This window comes from Bacillus sp. SSR7, assembly GCF_055902415.1.
The window spans coordinates 43,072-61,275 of the sequence record NZ_JBVVXV010000014.1 but is presented as its reverse complement, the minus strand read 5'-3'; the positions used below and the strand labels follow the sequence as shown (position 1 = coordinate 61,275).

Annotated in this window: 14 protein-coding genes and 1 pseudogene; 9 read left to right on the top strand and 6 right to left on the bottom strand. The window is 32.3% G+C overall.

All coding sequences use genetic code 11. The features are described 5' to 3' along the window. Window positions 1-6 precede the first annotated feature (6 nt). On the bottom strand, window positions 7-555 hold the full coding sequence (locus tag AC0NJG_RS21455; RefSeq protein ID WP_474063391.1) for a VanZ family protein: 549 nt from the start codon (window positions 553-555) through the stop codon (window positions 7-9). Between the two features lie 503 nt (window positions 556-1,058). Between AC0NJG_RS21455 and AC0NJG_RS21450 the strand changes: the two genes are divergently transcribed. From AC0NJG_RS21450 to AC0NJG_RS21435, 4 genes are all read left to right on the top strand, one after another. Next, the gene (locus tag AC0NJG_RS21450; RefSeq protein ID WP_474063390.1) at window positions 1,059-2,042 is read left to right on the top strand and encodes an RNA-binding protein; all 984 of its coding nucleotides are present in this window, start codon (window positions 1,059-1,061) and stop codon (window positions 2,040-2,042) included. A gap of 9 nt (window positions 2,043-2,051) precedes the next feature. Continuing rightward, entirely contained in the window at window positions 2,052-2,978 is a 927-nt protein-coding gene (locus tag AC0NJG_RS21445) for a hypothetical protein (protein ID WP_474063389.1), read from the top strand. Between the two features lie 223 nt (window positions 2,979-3,201). Beyond that, window positions 3,202-3,489, top strand: coding sequence for a hypothetical protein (locus AC0NJG_RS21440; RefSeq protein ID WP_080545637.1), 288 nt, complete (start codon window positions 3,202-3,204; stop codon window positions 3,487-3,489). Between the two features lie 1,344 nt (window positions 3,490-4,833). After that, window positions 4,834-5,118 (top strand): hypothetical protein, encoded by a 285-nt coding sequence (locus AC0NJG_RS21435; protein ID WP_087953975.1) that lies wholly within the window; start codon window positions 4,834-4,836, stop codon window positions 5,116-5,118. A 220-nt stretch (window positions 5,119-5,338) separates the two neighbouring features. On the opposite strand, the gene AC0NJG_RS21430 is transcribed toward AC0NJG_RS21435, so the two are convergent. Both AC0NJG_RS21430 and tnpA read right to left on the bottom strand, forming a co-directional pair. Then, the gene (locus tag AC0NJG_RS21430) at window positions 5,339-6,451 is read right to left on the bottom strand and encodes an RNA-guided endonuclease TnpB family protein (protein WP_474063388.1); all 1,113 of its coding nucleotides are present in this window, start codon (window positions 6,449-6,451) and stop codon (window positions 5,339-5,341) included. Between the two features lie 11 nt (window positions 6,452-6,462). Then, window positions 6,463-6,861: an IS200/IS605-like element ISBth16 family transposase gene (gene tnpA, locus AC0NJG_RS21425; protein WP_000762752.1), complete on the bottom strand. Its 399-nt coding sequence runs from the start codon at window positions 6,859-6,861 to the stop codon at window positions 6,463-6,465. Between the two features lie 346 nt (window positions 6,862-7,207). Here tnpA and AC0NJG_RS21420 point away from each other — a divergent pair, with 346 nt between their 5' ends. The 4 genes from AC0NJG_RS21420 to AC0NJG_RS21405 all read left to right on the top strand — a co-directional run bounded on the left by AC0NJG_RS21420 (window position 7,208) and on the right by AC0NJG_RS21405 (window position 10,842). Further along, window positions 7,208-7,528, top strand: a complete 321-nt coding sequence (locus AC0NJG_RS21420) for a hypothetical protein (protein WP_087953976.1) — start codon at window positions 7,208-7,210, stop codon at window positions 7,526-7,528. Window positions 7,529-8,323: 795 nt separating this feature from the next. Next, entirely contained in the window at window positions 8,324-9,214 is an 891-nt protein-coding gene (locus AC0NJG_RS21415) for an aspartyl/asparaginyl beta-hydroxylase domain-containing protein (RefSeq protein ID WP_474063387.1), read from the top strand. Between the two features lie 93 nt (window positions 9,215-9,307). Continuing rightward, on the top strand, window positions 9,308-10,219 hold the full coding sequence (locus AC0NJG_RS21410; protein WP_000233488.1) for a DMT family transporter: 912 nt from the start codon (window positions 9,308-9,310) through the stop codon (window positions 10,217-10,219). A 158-nt stretch (window positions 10,220-10,377) separates the two neighbouring features. Further along, window positions 10,378-10,842, top strand: a complete 465-nt coding sequence (locus AC0NJG_RS21405; RefSeq protein WP_087953978.1) for a hypothetical protein — start codon at window positions 10,378-10,380, stop codon at window positions 10,840-10,842. 14 nt (window positions 10,843-10,856) lie between these two features. On the opposite strand, the pseudogene AC0NJG_RS21400 reads toward AC0NJG_RS21405, so the two are convergent. The 3 genes and pseudogenes from AC0NJG_RS21400 to AC0NJG_RS21390 form a co-directional block, all read right to left on the bottom strand. Continuing rightward, a pseudogene (locus AC0NJG_RS21400) lies at window positions 10,857-11,822 on the bottom strand (tyrosine-type recombinase/integrase). A 140-nt stretch (window positions 11,823-11,962) separates the two neighbouring features. Further along, window positions 11,963-12,106, bottom strand: a complete 144-nt coding sequence (locus AC0NJG_RS21395) for a hypothetical protein (protein ID WP_173601887.1) — start codon at window positions 12,104-12,106, stop codon at window positions 11,963-11,965. 941 nt (window positions 12,107-13,047) lie between these two features. Beyond that, window positions 13,048-14,757, bottom strand: coding sequence for a hypothetical protein (locus AC0NJG_RS21390; protein ID WP_474063386.1), 1,710 nt, complete (start codon window positions 14,755-14,757; stop codon window positions 13,048-13,050). A gap of 1,646 nt (window positions 14,758-16,403) precedes the next feature. Between AC0NJG_RS21390 and AC0NJG_RS21385 the strand changes: the two genes are divergently transcribed. Next, a complete protein-coding gene (locus AC0NJG_RS21385) occupies window positions 16,404-18,101 on the top strand; it encodes a helix-turn-helix domain-containing protein (RefSeq protein WP_087953981.1) in 1,698 nt (565 codons plus the stop codon). The last annotated feature ends 103 nt before the right edge of the window (window positions 18,102-18,204 follow it).

Sequence of the window (18,204 nt, the reverse complement as noted above, 5' to 3'; positions counted from 1 at the left end):
GTTGGACTAAAGCTCTTGATATATCTTTTTATGGGATTGTTTATTTATAAAAATCAGAGTGATCCACTTATAGATTAAGAATCCAATATATACTCCAAAACTATTTAAAAGAATGTCATCAATATCAAATGACCTAAAAGTAAGCCCTAATTGAATGCATTCAATCGTTAAAGAGCTTAACAAGCCTAATAATACTATTTTTAATCCTTTATTTGTTTTTTTGAATTTCATTGGAATTAGAATTCCAAAAGGTATAAACAGTAGAATATTTCCTCCTATATTGCGCAAAGGAACTATAAAATAAGAATTATGTAGTAGTTCGTTTATACTTACAAAAGGAATATAATTGTGTCTTGTTGGGAATGATTCTTGAAGACCTATTGCTAAAGGGAAAATAGTTACACTTATTACTCCTACAACATATACAAAACATGAAGTAGAAAGTAATTCCTTATGTAATTTAAACCTATTTTTGTTTAAGCTATAATAGATAACTTTATAAATAACCCAAATTATAATTAATAAAAGGGCTGGTAACTTAAAATTTATAATCATAGTTTTTCTCCTCTTTTTTATGAAAATTTTACCATAATTAGAAGTATAAATACATAACATTCCATATGAATATCATATACATACATAGTTCACATAACGTCCTATTATCGGTAGAAAGAAAAAAACGGACCCTTATTCTCACAGGGAGTCCGCTTTTTTTGTTCTATAGATTTATTCAATTTTTTATACATTCCTATCTTGTCGAGGTTTTAGGGTTCTCGTTTGTTACTGAATCACTCGAAAAATTGTATAAAATTATGCATACTCTTAGCGTGTTTTTTTCCGAAATACTAGCGGTACCCCTAGCAAGGCTGCATTCTAGATATTGATTTAACCTATAGCAAACTTATGATTTTAAAATTATTCTTGCATTTGAGTATAAATACCATTATATTTGTATTAACGACTATATAAATAAAATATAATTTACGTGAAGGACACACCTTACGTACCATCCCAACGGTACAGGTGTGTCCTTTTTTACGTTCTAGGAGGAAAATATAATGGCAGAAGATAAGACAACCACTCAAACTGTAGAAGAACTTGGAATGACTTTTGAAACAGAGAACCCACAAGGTGACACGATGTTAGAAACAAACTTTAATCAATTTGAGCGAGTACGTGATCATGAACTAGAGGAATTAGCCCGTATGAAACGTGAGCGTACTGTAGGAAAAGGCTTGATTACAGTCGTATCCGAAAAGCTATTCCCGACTAAAAACGGAAAGTCTGAGCGTATACAAGTACTAACAATGCAAATTGGTACTCATACAACAGCATATTGCCCCATTACAGAGGCAGGTATAAATGTTCCTAAAAATCCTCAATGGCTAGTTGGTAGAACAAAGCCTTTAATCATTGAACACTTCCAGAAAACGGAGGAAGGCAACTTTGCTGTTGTATCTATCACAGCAGGGGAATTAGCACTTCAAAAAAGATTATATGAAGAAGTAACAGCGCAAGAAGGAAATAAGGTGTACACAGGAACCGTTTCTGGACATATACCATCTGCACAAACTGTTCTAGTTGAAGTTCAGGGTATAATAGTAGGAGTAAGGTATTCCCAATGGTCACACTCATTTGTACGTCCGGAAGATATTGTGATTGGCGATGTTATAGAACTTATCATTGATAAAGTAGTAGAAAAGAATGATCGTTATGAATTTAGGGGAAATAAAAAGAAACTAGAAACAGATCCAATGGACAAACTATTAGAACTAAAAAAACGTCATGACCGCTTTATAGGTAAAATAGTAGGGATAGATGCAATTGCTGGTATTTTCGTAGAAGTTGCGCCAGGTATTCAATTTAAAGGACTAAAGAGTCGTAATCTTGCCAATCCAACTGCGGAAGATGCAATAAGCCAAACCATTGTTACATGCGAGCTGCTTAATATTGATGCCAAAAATAGAAGAGGAACTGTGCGTATCCTAAATTACCCGCAAGGACAAAGTAAAAAATCTAATTCGTCAATTTACCAATTTTAATGGATAACTATGCGTACAATAGAAAAACAATTGTCTACGTATGTACCATCTATTCCTCATTTATCAAATGAGGATGTACAGGGACTTCAAATATATCGAATACATGAACTGGATAAATCCTTTGTATTCCATTCTTATGAGGAATTAGTTAAGTTTAAGCAGCGTTTAACAGAAGAACAATATGCCATACTCACTTTTATTGGTGTTCACACATCTGTTCGATTCAATCATTTATTATATTTATTCAAGAACAAATATTCACGTAAGAAAATAAATGATGCACTTCAAGGATTACTTTACTATCGTCTAATTGAAAAATGGCAAGTTGAGAGTTTTGATATGGAGATCTTTGAAGAAACATATACGTTATCCGATAATGGTTATAAGCTCTTAAAATACTGGAAAGGCAATATGTTCTTCTTTGCTCCAGAGCGTCTTGATAATCACGGTAAATATGTTCATCTACGCTATTGGCATGATATAGACCTACTTTGCCACCTGCGTTATGCTCCTTCCTTTATAGGGCATATTATGCATCCATCTATTAGTAAAGGGGTTTTTACCCCTCCTTTAAGTTTTGCAGTGCAAGGCGGAGTAAATCAAGAATTTAATTTTGTTGTATACTCCACCTTATTAACAGATAAAAAAGATCGTTTAAGACAAATTATCGCTAAATGGAAAGATTTCGTAGAGTCAGGTAAGGATGTTATCATGAACGGTTTAGGGAATAACCCCACAATCCTAGTTATTTATGTTTCTACTGAAAAACAAGCAAAGCAAATTAATAATGATCTACTACTCGATTTAATTCCTGGTAAAGTATTGTTATGTATAGGAGAAACATTACATTTAGAAGGATTACAACATGCTTTTTATCAACCTCTTGCAGAGGGAGAGATTAAGCAATTAAACACAAAGCTATTCACAATAAACTAAGCCACTCTTACAAGCTATTGCTTTCTTTTAAAGGGTGGCTTGTTTGTTATATAAAAAGCACGAAATATTCAAAAATAATTTAAGAAAACTAATTATCCTGTGTCTACCTCTATACAAAGTACGGGTTTTACGAAATAATACTATTTGATGCCGATTTTAATAAAAACGACATATATAAATGTTGTTTTTATTAAAATAAAATATACAAGAAAGGAGTAATACATTGCTACGCATACAAAGAGGGTACATGTACGATCCGGATGATAATGAAGTAATTGTAAATGAAATTTTTTACGATGCGGCTTCAGATAAAAAGCTAGGAAGTAAGATGGGGGTATTTTGTGCAGTAAAGCTACCTACTTCTATTTTTCAAAAGGTTAAAGAAAATGAAAGTAAGTCCTATATGGAAAATATTGAAGTTGAAAAAGGAACTATTAGAGAAATACTTTTTTATTTAGACCAAAATCAAAAACCAGAAAAACTATATTTTGAAATGCAGTACATGAATTGACACTCCCACGGCTAAAGCCATATGTTGACTAACGTCAGTGCGATTCTTGCTACCAAAGGCGAAGTCTATTTCTAGTATCGCTGATGTGCAAAATTGCGGTGTGCCATCACCACTCCGTATCCAGTGCATCTAGCAGATACGGCACTCGTTCTATTACCAAAAGAGTCAGATTGTGAGTTCTCAAATGTGTTTTAGCGTCTTGTGCTTGACGACTCCATACATTTTACGGAGTAGAAGAATTTGTTACTCCAACCTCATATGTATTCTGTTTTTAGAGAACAAGATTGTTTTAGAGACTTTTACTTGCCTATTATGAAAATCATACCATTTCAAATGCTTGATGTACAGAACGTACCTTCGGTATTTTATCTGTACATCGCATTTGACCTCACTCTCATCCCACCCTTAAAAGGGGTAATATCGCACCATAGTGAGCTTTCCCGTTCGGAAAATCTGTAATACCAAGAACCGAAAATAAGAGGGGATTTATAGCAGGAGAAACAGGGGCATTATTATTTAATACATATAACAACTGCATATAAAACCTCTTCTTATATTCGTTTAATTAAAACAATTGAATACAATATAAAAATAGTTTAATATAAACGTATATTTATTGTTTAATTGATTCTGTTTATTCCCACGCCTTATGAGTTGTGGTTGAGTTGTAGAAGCAAGTTGTGTTCTTGTTTCAATTGTGAGAGGGCTTCTTTGAGCCGATTAATGTATATAGCTTATTTTGCTATGCACATTTTCAATCGACTTAAAGAAGCCCTTTTTATGTTGTCTTTAAGTTAGGAATCACTTATAAATAGACCTTTTGGGCTAATAATATGCTAAACAAAAAAGCACATATATTGTGCTTTTTTGTTTAATTTAGAGGAGGGATAATATGAAAACGTGAGAGTAATTTATGCTCATATTTCTTATGAAACAGTAGGTTTTTATTTAAAGAAAACGTACATGCTTGCGATTGTTTGGAATAATTGAACTATCAAAATTAAGTACAATCGAACAAACTAAATTCATCCATAATGGATAGGAAACATTAAGCTTATTACAGGATATCTGTAATAAGCTTAAACTACTGGCAGTCCTTACACTCTTCTAAGAATAGTAAAATAAAGAATGTGAAGAATGAATTCGTAGCCTAAATCATTAGTATTGTTAAGACATTTTGAATTCAAAACTGAAAAAAGATATTAAATACCAATTTACAGGAGATTAGAGAAAGAATGGCATATAAAAATTAGAAACTAGAGAATCTATATAAAAATAAGGTACTCGTTGCAATGCTAAAAGCACAAAGAATTAGAAAACGAAAAATGAGAGGAGCACTATAATATGATTACAGTTAACCGAGGATATATGTATGATCCAGATGATAATGAGGTCTTAATTACCGAAATTTATTATGAAACTGCTACCGATACTAAGTTAGGCAGTAAGATGCGGAGTTTATCTTACACAGTTATTCCTAATGAAATTAAAGAAAAAATAGAGGCAGCTAATTCATTATCTTACATGGAAAACATTGAAATGTCTCAACAATTGGCTGTTGTATATCGAGGTGATATTAACATGTATGGAAAACCGGAAAAATTGTACTTTGAATATACAAATATGTAAGAAGCGAAAAGACATTGAACTAATTGGTTCAATGTCTTTTTTATTAAACTGCAGATGAGTATAAAGGATGAACTATGTAAGTGAACTACCCGCCACTTAACGTCCTAACGGACTGTTTGAAGTGGGGGCTTCTCGGTTAGTCGTTACTTTTGGTAGCTAACGAATTCGTCCTAAGACAGCCGAGCTAACTCCCTCGTTCCAAGGGTTATTTTATTGCTATCTATGCTAACGCCAATAGGCGTATTGCTTCATTTTTGATATTGATAGCTGCGTTATAATCTCTATCGAGATTTACACCGCATATACAAGAATAGACTCGCTCAGACAATGACATATTTTTCACATTTCCACAACTGCTACATGTTTTTGTGGAAGGAAACCATTTGTCTATTTTCACAAGCTGTTTGCCTTGCTCATTTAGTTTATAAGCTAAAAAAGAAGTGAACATACCCCAAGCATTATCAGCGATGCTTTTTCCAAAATGAAGTGCTTGCGATATTCCCTTCATATTTAGATCTTCAATAGCTACAACATCAAAATGCGTAGCTAACTCTTTAGACTTATGATGAAGGAAGTTCTTACGTTGGTTTGCTACTTTTTCATGCAGCTTAGCTACACGGATACGTTGTTTATTCCAACGCCCTGAACCTTTTGTACGTCTTGATAATACTCGTTGAGCCTTTGCTAATCGGTCTAACATTTCACGATAGAACTTAGGATAATTGGCTCTCTCATCCTCAGAACTGACGTATAATTGATCCATCGCAAAGTCTAATCCAACAACTGTTTCTACTTCTTTTTGTACGATCTCTTTTTCGTATTCAGTCAAAATGGACACATAGTATTTACCAGTAGGTGTCATAGAAATTGTACATGACTTGATTACATGGTCTTGTGGTATTTCTCTATGCAGCTTGATACGTACCATTTTCAGTTTTGGCAATTTAATATGACCGTTAAGCAACATAATATTTCCGTTCACTACATTCGTTGTATAAGACTTTCTGTCTTTTTTGCTTTTGAATGTTGGGAAGTCATTTTGACCACGAAAGAAATTCTTATAGGCAGTTTGCAAGTTTAGTTGAGCATTTGCCAGTGCTAATGAATCCACTTCTTTTAACCACTCAAATTCTGCTTTGTATTTCGCAGGAGTGGGAAGCTTTTGTTTCTTTAGTTGATCCTTATCATCTTTATGTTTTTCAAACGCTTCTTTCCGTTCAGCTAACATTCTGTTATACACGAAACGTACACAACCGAAGGTTTTACGCATAAGATGTGCTTGGTCTTCTGTTGGATACAAACGGAATTTATATGCTTTATTCTGCTTTGTCATATCATTTCACCTCACTTTTCACTTTGATTTTCAATATATGTTTTTACTACGTCTATTGGCGAACCACCAGTAGTTAGCAAGCAAAAACTTCTTGACCAAAACATCTCTTTCCAAAGTTTCTTTTTCACTTGTGGAAAGTCTCTTTTAATAAGTCGAGAACTTGCACTTTTATAAGCATTGATGAATTTTGTCATTTCTGTATTAGGGTGTGCCTTGAACAAAATATGAACATGGTCTACATCATGATTCCATTCAACTAATGTGATGTTATAGTTTTCAGATAGTCGAACAAACATATCTTTTGCATAGTCTGACATATCATCATCAAACACATTTCTTCTGTATTTCACGACCAACACAAGGTGATAATACAACAAGAATACTGAATGGTTATTACTATCTAATTTCATTTATATACCAGCCTTTATAATTTATAAGACTGATTATATCCGAGGCAAAATAAAAAGAAAAACCTTTTGGCTACGCCAAACCGAAATTCATCTCCCACCTAACATTGGGCTACGCCCTTCACACGCTTGAGGAAGGAGAATTCTTTCGGGAAATTCGTTAAAAAACTTATGAAGTATATAGAAGAGAATAAGGAAGAACACTTTGATGAATTAATTAAAAAAAATGAAAACGCAATTAAAGAAAGCGATAAAAAAAACGAGAAGAAAGCAGATTTTTAAAAATAGTTATGATATTTACCGAAGAACTATTAGAAACGTATAAATATAGGATTCAAGGAGGATACTTATGACTGAAATTAGTTTAAAAGACAGATGTATTCAAATTCTAGCCACAATTCCAACAATAGTATTTTTTATTTGGAGCATGTACTACTGCTTTCAGCTATTTGTAGGAAATGGAATACCTGGAGTAAATCCTATTACAAAGTTTATACTTGGGTTGATTACACTGTTTATGGGAATAGGCGGACTTATTAATTTAACTAAGCCTAATGTAGATGCTGTGGAGTTCTCTCTAAAGACACTTTGCGGGTTACTTGCAATTGGCTTTATATTAGGGTCAGGACAATTTATAGATATCGTAAAAGTAGTCATTAATTCATTGTAAAGAAATCATATATTTTTTAGTACCTTTTAAAAGCCCAATTATATTTTATATATAATTGGGCTTTTATTTTTCTGTAATGAATTGAAACTATAATTCGAACTTGTAGAAAGGAAGGCAGAATACCACTTCTAAGATACAAAATTAGAGTATTACACCAAATAATTAGTTATATAAATAATACAAATATTTCTCATTTTTTTACAAAATTTTCAGTTTTTTCTTGCGAAACCGCATCACTATAGCATTCTATAGAAGTTTAATGTTAATTCAATTCTTTATATTCGGAATTTTCAACAAAACGCGTATAGACCTGTTGTTATTTTTTTCCTATAATCAATCTGTAGTTTCAATATTCAATTTTCTGTAAATTCGCGCGAACCAGGAATTGTTTTAAAATATCTTTTACTAGGTAAAATAAAAACTACAAAAATTAATTATCATTTTATGGAAATAAGGTGGTCTTTTGTTTGTTTGCAAAGAACATGTATTAAAAGTGATTCAAAATCTAAATGTACCGCATATTTGTGAAACAGACAAAAATATAAAATGTAGGTATTGTGACCATGCTTCTCAATATGAATTGTATATATTTGATTTCAGGAATATCTCAAAAAGACTAAGAATGTTCAGTACCCAATAGGTTATGTTATTTTTCAAAAATACTATATAGATTATTAGTCTATACAAATAATCTTTTGGTCTAGATTCTGAAAAGAATACATAATCAGATTATTTCGTCACTTATATTGCGATTTAGTAATGTTCACATTATAATTAAAGGGGAGAATAGTTAATATGGCATCTTATATCATTGGTAAATTAAATTTAAACGAGGAATTATTAAAGAAAGATTTAGATACTATAGCGAATTTTCCAGTTATTCCAGAAGAGTATGATGAATTCAGTTCGGGTTATTGGATGAACAACTCTTTATGGAATGCTTCAAATGATAAAAATGATACAATGTATCGTGATTTTAATCATGCAGCACAACAAACAGAGTATGGTAAGCAGTTACCTTACATTAACTCACTTCTTGAAGAATACTTCACTTTTGATAATTTAAAAATGGTTCGTACACGTAATTTAGTGGATGCAATGGTTATCCCACATAGAGATTTCGTTGAATTCTCTCATAGTACAAAGCAACGTTTCCGTGTCTTCTTAGCTTTAGAAGATAATGAAAAGGCTTTCCATTCAGATGAAGAAGCAGTATTCCGTATCAGAAAAGGCGAAATTTGGTTCCTTGATGCAGCAATTGGACATGCAGCTGCTAATTTCTCTAAGGATAGCCGCGTTTTCCTTTGCTTGGACTATGTATTTGATTGTGACTTTGATCCATCTGATATCTTCAAAGATAAAAAGACATATAATCGTGATTTAGAAAGATTTATTGTTAAACGAGATAAATTAGATGAAACATTTGAAGAGGAGTTAATTACTTCACTATCTAAAGTAATTTCAAGAATTAATTTTAGAGATGTTGTATTCTTCTTATCGAAAATTCATTTTGAAAAAGATATCCCTGTTGCAAAATGCTATGATTGGCTAGATCAAATTGCAGAAAAAAGCGGTGATCAGGCAATTATTCAGAAAGCAAAACATTTACGTGAGTATATTATTGAACATCGTAATTTAGGTGAACGCTTCAGTATGGATAACTGGAAAGAAGAAGTTACTGTTTGATTTTAGAACTAGTAAAGTAAGTTCTTTACATAAACAACCGATTTTATTTTAATAAAATCGGTTGTTTTACTATTTGTAATGTAGGAAAGGAAAATGGTTCATATGGAGATTTTAATTGGTATATTGTTTAGTATTTTATGGGCATCAGGTGCTATCGCCACAAAAATTGGTCTTTTATCTTCATCCCCTTTAATGTTTGCAACAACAAGGTTAATTAGTGCCGGTCTTATCATGTTTATCTTTACATATTTTATCAAATCTAACAGATGGCCTAAAGGAGTAGAGTGGAAACAGTTAGTTGTACTAGGTATATTGAATACCACTTTGTATGTAGGTTGCTGTTTCTTGTCACTAAAGTTGGTATCATCTAGTTTATTTAACTTATTTATCACAGTAAACCCATTTGTTGTTGCTTTGTTGTCTTCTATGTTCTTAAGTAGAAAAGTAACAAAACAAGAATGGGCTGGTATGTGTATTGCCGCGTTTGGCTTATTTATTGCCGTATATCCGTATTTAAAGGATACGCAAGCCACTGTATCAGGCATCATTATTCTTGCAATTGGCATGTTGTCTATGGGAATTGGGAGTGTATGTTTCACAAAATACGATATGAAGATTGATCGTCTAGTCATTAATACTTGGCAAATCATCTTTGGTAGTTTATTTGCAGTTCCTTTAAGTTTCTTATTAGATACAAATCCATATATTAATTTAGACATGAATTTTGCTATTGGTCTATTTTGGCAGGTTGTTATGACTTCGATAGTATCCATGTTACTATGGTTTTATTTATTAAAAAAAGATCCAATAAAAGCAAACAACTATCTATTCTTAACACCGATTTTTGGTTATTTACTAGCTTGGTTAATACTTAAAGAAAGTATTACAATATACCATCTGTTTGGTGCAATTTTAGTAATTGGTGGTTTGTTAATCTCAGGAACCATGAATATTAAAGACTTACTACGGTCAAAAACAAGAAGTGAAAAACATAATTCTATTTAAATTTGAAATATTTGACCGCTAAATTCAACTAAATACGTAGTGAATGCTCTTGGTAATTTCGACTGAAGTTATCTTGGGCATTTTTTTGAGTTTTCTTCCATTCTTTTTCAGAATGTATGTAAAAAAGCTACATACGTTATAAAAAAGGAGGGAACGGAATGAAAAGACTTTGGTTTGTCATTTTGTTTTTTATCACCATGCTTACAGGTTGTTCTGTAAAAGATGTAAATTGGTACCCGATATCACAAGAGGTCATGGCCACTACACCAAAAGAACTCCCATTTCCAATATCCTATCCTACTAAATTACCTTTCGAAGTAGATTCAATAACAGTTACAAATGAGAATGCAGAACATGTTACCATCGTTTATTCAAGTAAAGACAATCAAAACTTAATTGTTGAAATAACAAGAGGAAAGGATGTTTTCCCACAAAAATCTTTACAAAAGATCAATGCATTTGATAAAACTCGTCAAGCAATCAATCAGCAAAAAAATGAATCACATTATGTATACTGGAATGAAAATGACGTACATTATCAAATTTATTCATCTAATGAAAATAAGAAACAATTAACAAAAGATGAACTTTGTACAGTTCAAAAGTCTTTTTCTGTGAAATAGGAGTTACGTTTTTTTCATCGAGTTTTTTTAGATAACGTCAAGTATTGATAGTATCTTTTTAAAGATATTTTTGTTTTAAAACCTATTTTATTTACTAATTCATCTTCATTTATTCCTTGCTTAATAAGACGAAGAATAAACGTATTCCTCATCTGTTGTGCAGAAATACGTCTACCTAATTCTGCTCGTTTCACTTCCAGTCGAATCATCTTTTGTATAGCAACCTCAGATAAAGCCTTTGGTGCATCATTTTCGTAAACCCATCGATAAGTACCTCAATTAAAATCAAATGCCACAAATAGGGGATTATCTGTGTGCTGTCGAGGTCTTACAGATTTAGGGATAGTCGAATAATATTTGTAAAGCTGTTTTGTATCTTCGGCTGTTAAGAAGACGGATCTAGTAACTCCGTTTTCTCCTGGAACAATTAAAGTGTTCCTAGCAAACTGTATATGGTTCATATTAAGCGATACAAGTTCTTGCAAAGACAAACCATAGTTTACTATTAAATTAATTATACAAGCGTTTCTATCCATGATTAGAGGACGGTATTTAGCTTGTCTCTCTGTTAATCCCTTAGTTGATAGAACGGTTTGTTTTAAAAGTGCTTCTTCCGATTCGGTAATAAAATCATTGTCATTTAGTGATTGATCCGGAATTAAAGAGAGATGAATATCATCTAATGGACTAACTATACCTAAAAACATGTGTAATTTCTTTAAAACCACCCATATCCTGTGCCTTGTTTTAAGCGAATATTCTCGTTTATTTTCTAACACTTAGAAATAAGCTTGATAATCATCTACGGATATTTCATTCCATGATTTGATATGTAAAAGCAACTCATTTTCATTCAACCATCTATAAAAATCTTTAATATCGTATGCATAGCGTTGAATTGTAGAATGTTTTCGGCCTTTTACACTTAAATATGTAGAGAAATCTTCTAAAGTTTTCTCTAAGCTAATTGTCTTGTTCAATATAATCACCTAATTTCTTTGGATATATTATAACAGAAAACAAGTGAAAGACCTGCTACCGCCCTTTGCTACGCACGGTTGCTGGCATATACAAAAAGCAAACGGACAAACAACTCTTTGCTTTTTGTATATGTTGTTTATTAATTAAAGAGCCAGATAAATAGGGTTATCATAATACTCCAAAAAGGTACTACAAAAACTAATCCCCAAATAATACCTTTAAAAAATCCAATCTCGTTATAAGTATTCATTTCTATGTATGTTGTATCTTTTAGTGCAGTCATGTTTAATCCTCCAATATCAATTGTTTATTAAAATGAAAAAAGGACAAACCTCGCCCTGTTAGGGATACGTAGGTTTGTCCTTTTGTATGAGGGTAATGATATCTTTAATTACCATTATTATAACTGAATTAACAAATATTATCAATTAGGTCTGACATCTTATTAACAATCATACTAGTAATAATAAAATCTATTATAAATATATATCTTATATATTAAAAAGAAATAAAGATAAAACTATTATAGGTTATCAAAAATAGGGGGAAGACTTACTCCCACAAGGGAAAATTTGATGTTAGAACATAAAAAATCATAAATAGTAGAAAATGTATTCGTAGATTTAATGATTATTAGACCTTCAATTCTACAAAAAAGCAGAAAGAAAATTATGTGTTTCTACATGAAATCGGAAAGAAATTAATACAAATCACAGTATATTTATTCAACCGTGTAAATAGAAGGTATTTTCTTTATTTTAGTAAATGGGATGATATTTAGTGTGCTATTATCCACAATTTATTCAGATTTAGTCTCAACTTGTTAACATAACTCAGTATTTACACATAACTCACATTATTATTGATGATTTTTATTAGGTAAAATGAACGACACTAGTATTATCAAGGGTATTGAGGAAGTATTATTCACATTTGATCATAATTGTCCTCATATCCACTATTTTTATAAATATCCTTCTGATTTTTTGTAGATGTAAGATCGAATATTTTACTACATGTGAAGAATACCTAATGTTTAGTGTGGAGATTTTTGTATAGCTAGAAGAAGATTTGTATAGAATTGCATAAAAAAAGACCCCATTTTTTATGAAGTCCTTCTAATTTGATATGTATAAATAGAGTAGTGGGAAAGAGGTATTAATGAAACAAACACGAATAGCCCTCCACTTTCGATTTTTTCAAAAATAGAGAGCTTGTAGCTTGTTATTTTATTTCCATCGCGGTTAGCACCTGATCCGGATTTGTTATCGTTACACCAGTACGTACTAAACGTTCGAAGGTACGCATAAACTCTAGTAAATTAAATTGCTTTGGTAGCTCAATAACACGAAGTTTTTCTTGTGGTAGCTTATCAATGGCTTCGATAAACCATTCACGTATATCACTTGGAATTATACGTTCTTTATGACCACGAGCTTTTAGTTTTTCACGCATTTCAATTTCTAAAGCGATATATGCATGGAGATTAACACCTTGATCATATGCATATTTTCTAAATAACGTTTCTTCTTGGTATTTTAGATAATTACGGTGATAAGACTCTTCCGTCACTGGCACCGCAAACTTCTGCTTCAGTAGTGCATGCACATTTTTAAACATCTTCTTAATGTTATGAAGAGAGTACATAGAATAATGTAGACCAAAATTAAAGACAGCTTGCTCACGGTCACTATTTCTCTCTTTTGGTATATGTTGCGCAATAAGAGGGTAGATACCTTCTTTTGCCGCTGTATCAAGAATTTGATATTGAGATGTTTGATGCAATAGTTTTTTCAATGTGTATACAATTTTCGTTGGATACCCTTCTTTTCGATCAATCATGTCACGAAGCCCACGAATGACACTGCGAATTTGACGATGACAAGTATGCTTTAAGACATGAATGAACTTATTCATTTCTGCAGACAGTTCACCTATGTTCATCTCTTGTAGGACTGCTTCGATAAATTTCGCTTTTCGAGCATATGTAGCTTTTGGTGTAAATGGATCCCTATGTTGTTCTTCACCAGATTCTTTCGTACATAAGAAGTCCGAATGGATAGACAGATATAATGTCGTATATCGTTTTGTATGCTTAACACCTTTTTGCATTTTACAAATTTTGAATAAGGGATTCCCCGTACATGGTAATGCAGTTGTTAATTCTTCGATAACTGCACGAATTTGATGCGGATATTTTTTATGTAAGAAACGATACATCCCGCCAAAGTGAGTTTTATTGCCTCGTTCGTCCTGTTTGTCCAAAGAACGTTTTAAAGTTGTTTCAGTATGTTGTTGCATAGCGATGTCTAAGAATAGTTTCTTAGACGCTACAGATAGCTTAAAGAAAGCCTTTGTAAATACAACAGGACTTATATAAACGTATGGATTTGCTTTTTCTGTTTCCTCATTTATAAAATGAGTGAGTTTGATTGTATAACGGCCATCTACTCCATTTTCAATAGAGATTATGTTATGTAAGTTTAATTTCTTTAATGCGATATAGAATTGAGAGTGTTGGATATAAGCAAATTCTTCTTTATATTGCTTGTAATCCTCCCACATCATATGTATTGTTACATTTGGAATGACGCCGTTTGTATAGCATTTTTTATGTAGGTACAAGAATACTTCAAGATCTGCATTCGTAATACCGTATAATTTATGTTTTCTTCCGGTTTTTTCTGCAATTGCAGACATTGCGCGACGTGAAAAAGATGGCTTGGCTTTTTCGACAAAGCCTTCTACGTCAGCAATACGGTCTTCGTATGTCATGTGTTGCAGAATATCTTCTAAATATGTATCTTTATAGCTGTAGTATTTCTCCTCAAATGTTTCCACAAACTTTTGCCAAGACTTTAGTGTTACTAAAACTGCGTTTGTTGTTTTCCCATTTAAGCTACGTTGATTACGTATCACAAATGATTTCCCCATCTTTTTCACCTCCGTTCTACAAATTCAGAAATATATGTCAAAATACTATAAAATATACCAATTTTGATTATAGCAAAATGAAAATTGCTGAAATGTGCTCCTTTAAGAAGAAAATTAGCAACTTGCAACAGCTTATGAAGCTAGTTGTATCAAGGGATAAGAGAATTTCATGATTTTTTTTTGTGTTAAGGATACCGCAAACGTGTTGCAAGTTGTGTGATATGTATAAAAGTAAGTATAAAGGCATCTAAACCCTTGGTATATAAAGGATTAGAGTGAAAATGGTAGGGGAGTTAGGGAGAGGATACCGCAAACATGTTGCAAGTTGAGGAACGCAATCATTAAAAATGAATTATAATGATTAACCTTGATATAAAAGGACTTTTCTGCATTTATAGATTAAAAGTAGGGAAAGGATACCGCAAACAGTGTTGCATCTTGTGAGAAAAACAAGGGTATGCATACCGCAAACGTGTTGCAAGTTGTGTGATATGTATAAAGGTAAGTGAAAAAGCACTTAAACCCTTGGTATATAAAGGATTAGAGTGAAAATGGTAGGAAAGTTAGGGAAAGGATACCGCAAACATGTTGCATTTTATGTATGTAACTTATTCAAAATATGAGAAAAATAGCTTAAAAACTTTAAAATGACATGTTTTTTTTAAAATTACTTGGTTGAGAAATAAATTATACTGTTGCAAGTTGAAAGAAATAGGGAAAGGATACCGCAAACGTGTTGCAAGTTGAGGGATTTAAGGAAAACAAAGCGCAAAAGGAATGTAAGTAAGGAGAGATAGGTAAGAGAAAGAGCAAACGTGTTGCAAGTTGAGAAAATTAAGGAAAACAAAGCGCAAAAGGAATGCAAGTAAGGAGAGATAGGTAAGAGAAAGAGCAAACTGTTGCAAGTTGAGGAATTTAAGGAAAACAAAGCGCAAAAGGAATGTAAGTAAGGAGAGATAGGTAAGAGAAAGAGCAAACGTGTTGCAAGTTGAGAAAATTAAGGAAAACAAAGCGCAAAAGGAATGCAAGTAAGGAGAGATAGGTAAGAGAAAGAGCAAACTGTTGCAAGTTGAGGAATTTAAGGAAAACAAAGCGCAAAAGGAATGTAAGTAAGGAGAGATAGGTAAGAGAAGGAGCAAACGTGTTGCAAGTTGAGAAAAATAAGGAAAGCAAAGCGCAAAGGAATGTAAGTAAGGAGAGATAGGTAAGAGAAAGAGCAATCTGTTGCAAGTTGAGGAATTTAAGGAAAACAAAGCGCAAAAGGAATGCAAGTAAAGTGGAATAGGGAAGAAAAAGAGCAACGATGTTGCAAGTTGAAGAGTTAAGGAAAGCAAAGCGCAAAAGGAATGCAAGTAAAAAAGAATAGGTAGAAGCAAGAGTAAAGGTGTTGCAAGTAGAGAAATAAGGGGTAGCAAAGCGCAAAGGGATGCAAGTAGAGAAGAGTATGTAAAAACAAGGGCAAAGGTGTTGCAAGTTGAAAGAAATAGGTAAGAGAAAGAGCAAACATGTTGCAAATTGAAGAGTTCAGGAAAGAAAGACGCAAAATCTTGTAAATATCTGTTACAATAAATTAAATATAATGGTAGTAAGAAATTTTATAATGAAAACTACTTTGTTGTGATCCATGGTTTAGGGAGGAATATAAAGTGGATAACTTATTACAAATGTTTCGAGATGCATTGCTAATCTCTGAGCCAATTTATAAAACAAATGAGCTAGTATGGAATAAGTGGAATGCATACTTTCAAGATGTTGAAAACAATAATAATAAAGTATTAACCTCACCTCATGCTTCCCCATCATTTACTGCATTAGTGTCTTGGTTAGAAAAAAAGCAAGAATCCGGTACTACATTAGTACAAATTTATGCCAAAATTGATTCCTATAAGGAAGAAATATATAAAGAAATTGAAGGATTTATAGACAAAGAATTTCAAAATGTAGCATCTTCAAGTTCCATAATATTAGAAAATGATCAAAATATAGAAGAGACCAACATAGTAAACCACGAGGATTATTATGAGGTAAATAACTCTGCTGTTTATTATAAATTAAGAGATGGAATTGCAAAGAATCAATTTGAAGAGGATGACAATACCAAAGTTTTACAATATCCTATTGAAACGAAGTCTTCTAATGGGATGGCCCAACTTTCTTCACATAAAGACGAGGATTTAAGACTTACAAATATTGAAGAAGCTGCCCGATGGAATACCCTTGTTGATGATGTAATGAGTAATATGGATGATTTAACGGCAGATTGTTTAGATGCAATTACAATACAGTGGATCAACGAAGCAAAATCTCCAGATGAGTTTATTGATTTTTCATATGAGCAAGTTTTAGAAATGTGCAACATTCCAAAGACAGTCGTTAAAAATAAAGAATATTATCGAGCTGAAGATAAAATTAAAATAGCAAAGAGAATTGCTGCTTTAGCGAGTATTTTTATCTATTTAAATGATGAAAATGAGGTTGTAGTATTAAATGACCGCGATGATGAAGGAGAACGACTAGAATTAAAGCGTGAGGTTGTTAAGAGATTATTCGTATTAGATTCGGTTGTATTGTGGAGACATAGTGTTACAAATGAGTATATGGGTATTGAGTCTTGTCGTATTAAGCCCGGCAGCTTTTTAACTAATTACTTATACGGATCAAATAATACAACGGCCTTATTGTCTAAAAAAGCACTTGAATATAATAGTTATAGACATAAATATCATAAAAGGTTAATTCGATATTTAACGTGGCAATGGAGAATTAGGCAAATGTATTCATCATTGAAAAAGCCTTATTCTATAGGAGGGGACAAAGGATTACTAGCAGTAATGGACATTCCAAAAGATTGGAAGCCGAATCGTATTAAGGAACAGCTAGAAAATGTTCTAATGGATTTGGAAAATGAGAAAGTAATCTCTCATTGGGAGTATAGTGATCCGCTGGATGAACAACAAATTGGGAAACGTAACTGGTTTAAAAATTATTACGCTAACTTAGGAATAACTATTTTACCTCCTGAGGAAATGCTGCAATCAATGGATAGGGTAATTGGAAAGAAGAGCATAGAAGAGCCTCAAGAACAATTACCTGAAGTAACAGTTGTTAAAGAGATAAAGAAGACTGTAGAATCGGTCGAGCAAATAGAGAAAAAGATTCGTGACCAAATACTGAAAGTACACAATGAAAAAAAGGTAAGCATTCGTGAAATAGCAGATGAAATTAGTATTTCTCCGTCTACATTATCGAGATTTTGTAATCATAAAACAAAACGTTTATCTAAAAAAGCATTAGAAAAGCTAACAAAATGGTGTGAAAGACAAGAAATATTAGAAAAGATGTAACATAGACTAAGTATTTCTCTTAATAATAGTCAAATTAAAAATACACATACATTATGTATGTGTATTTTACTTATTACCAATTACAATAGTCTGAATTCTCTTT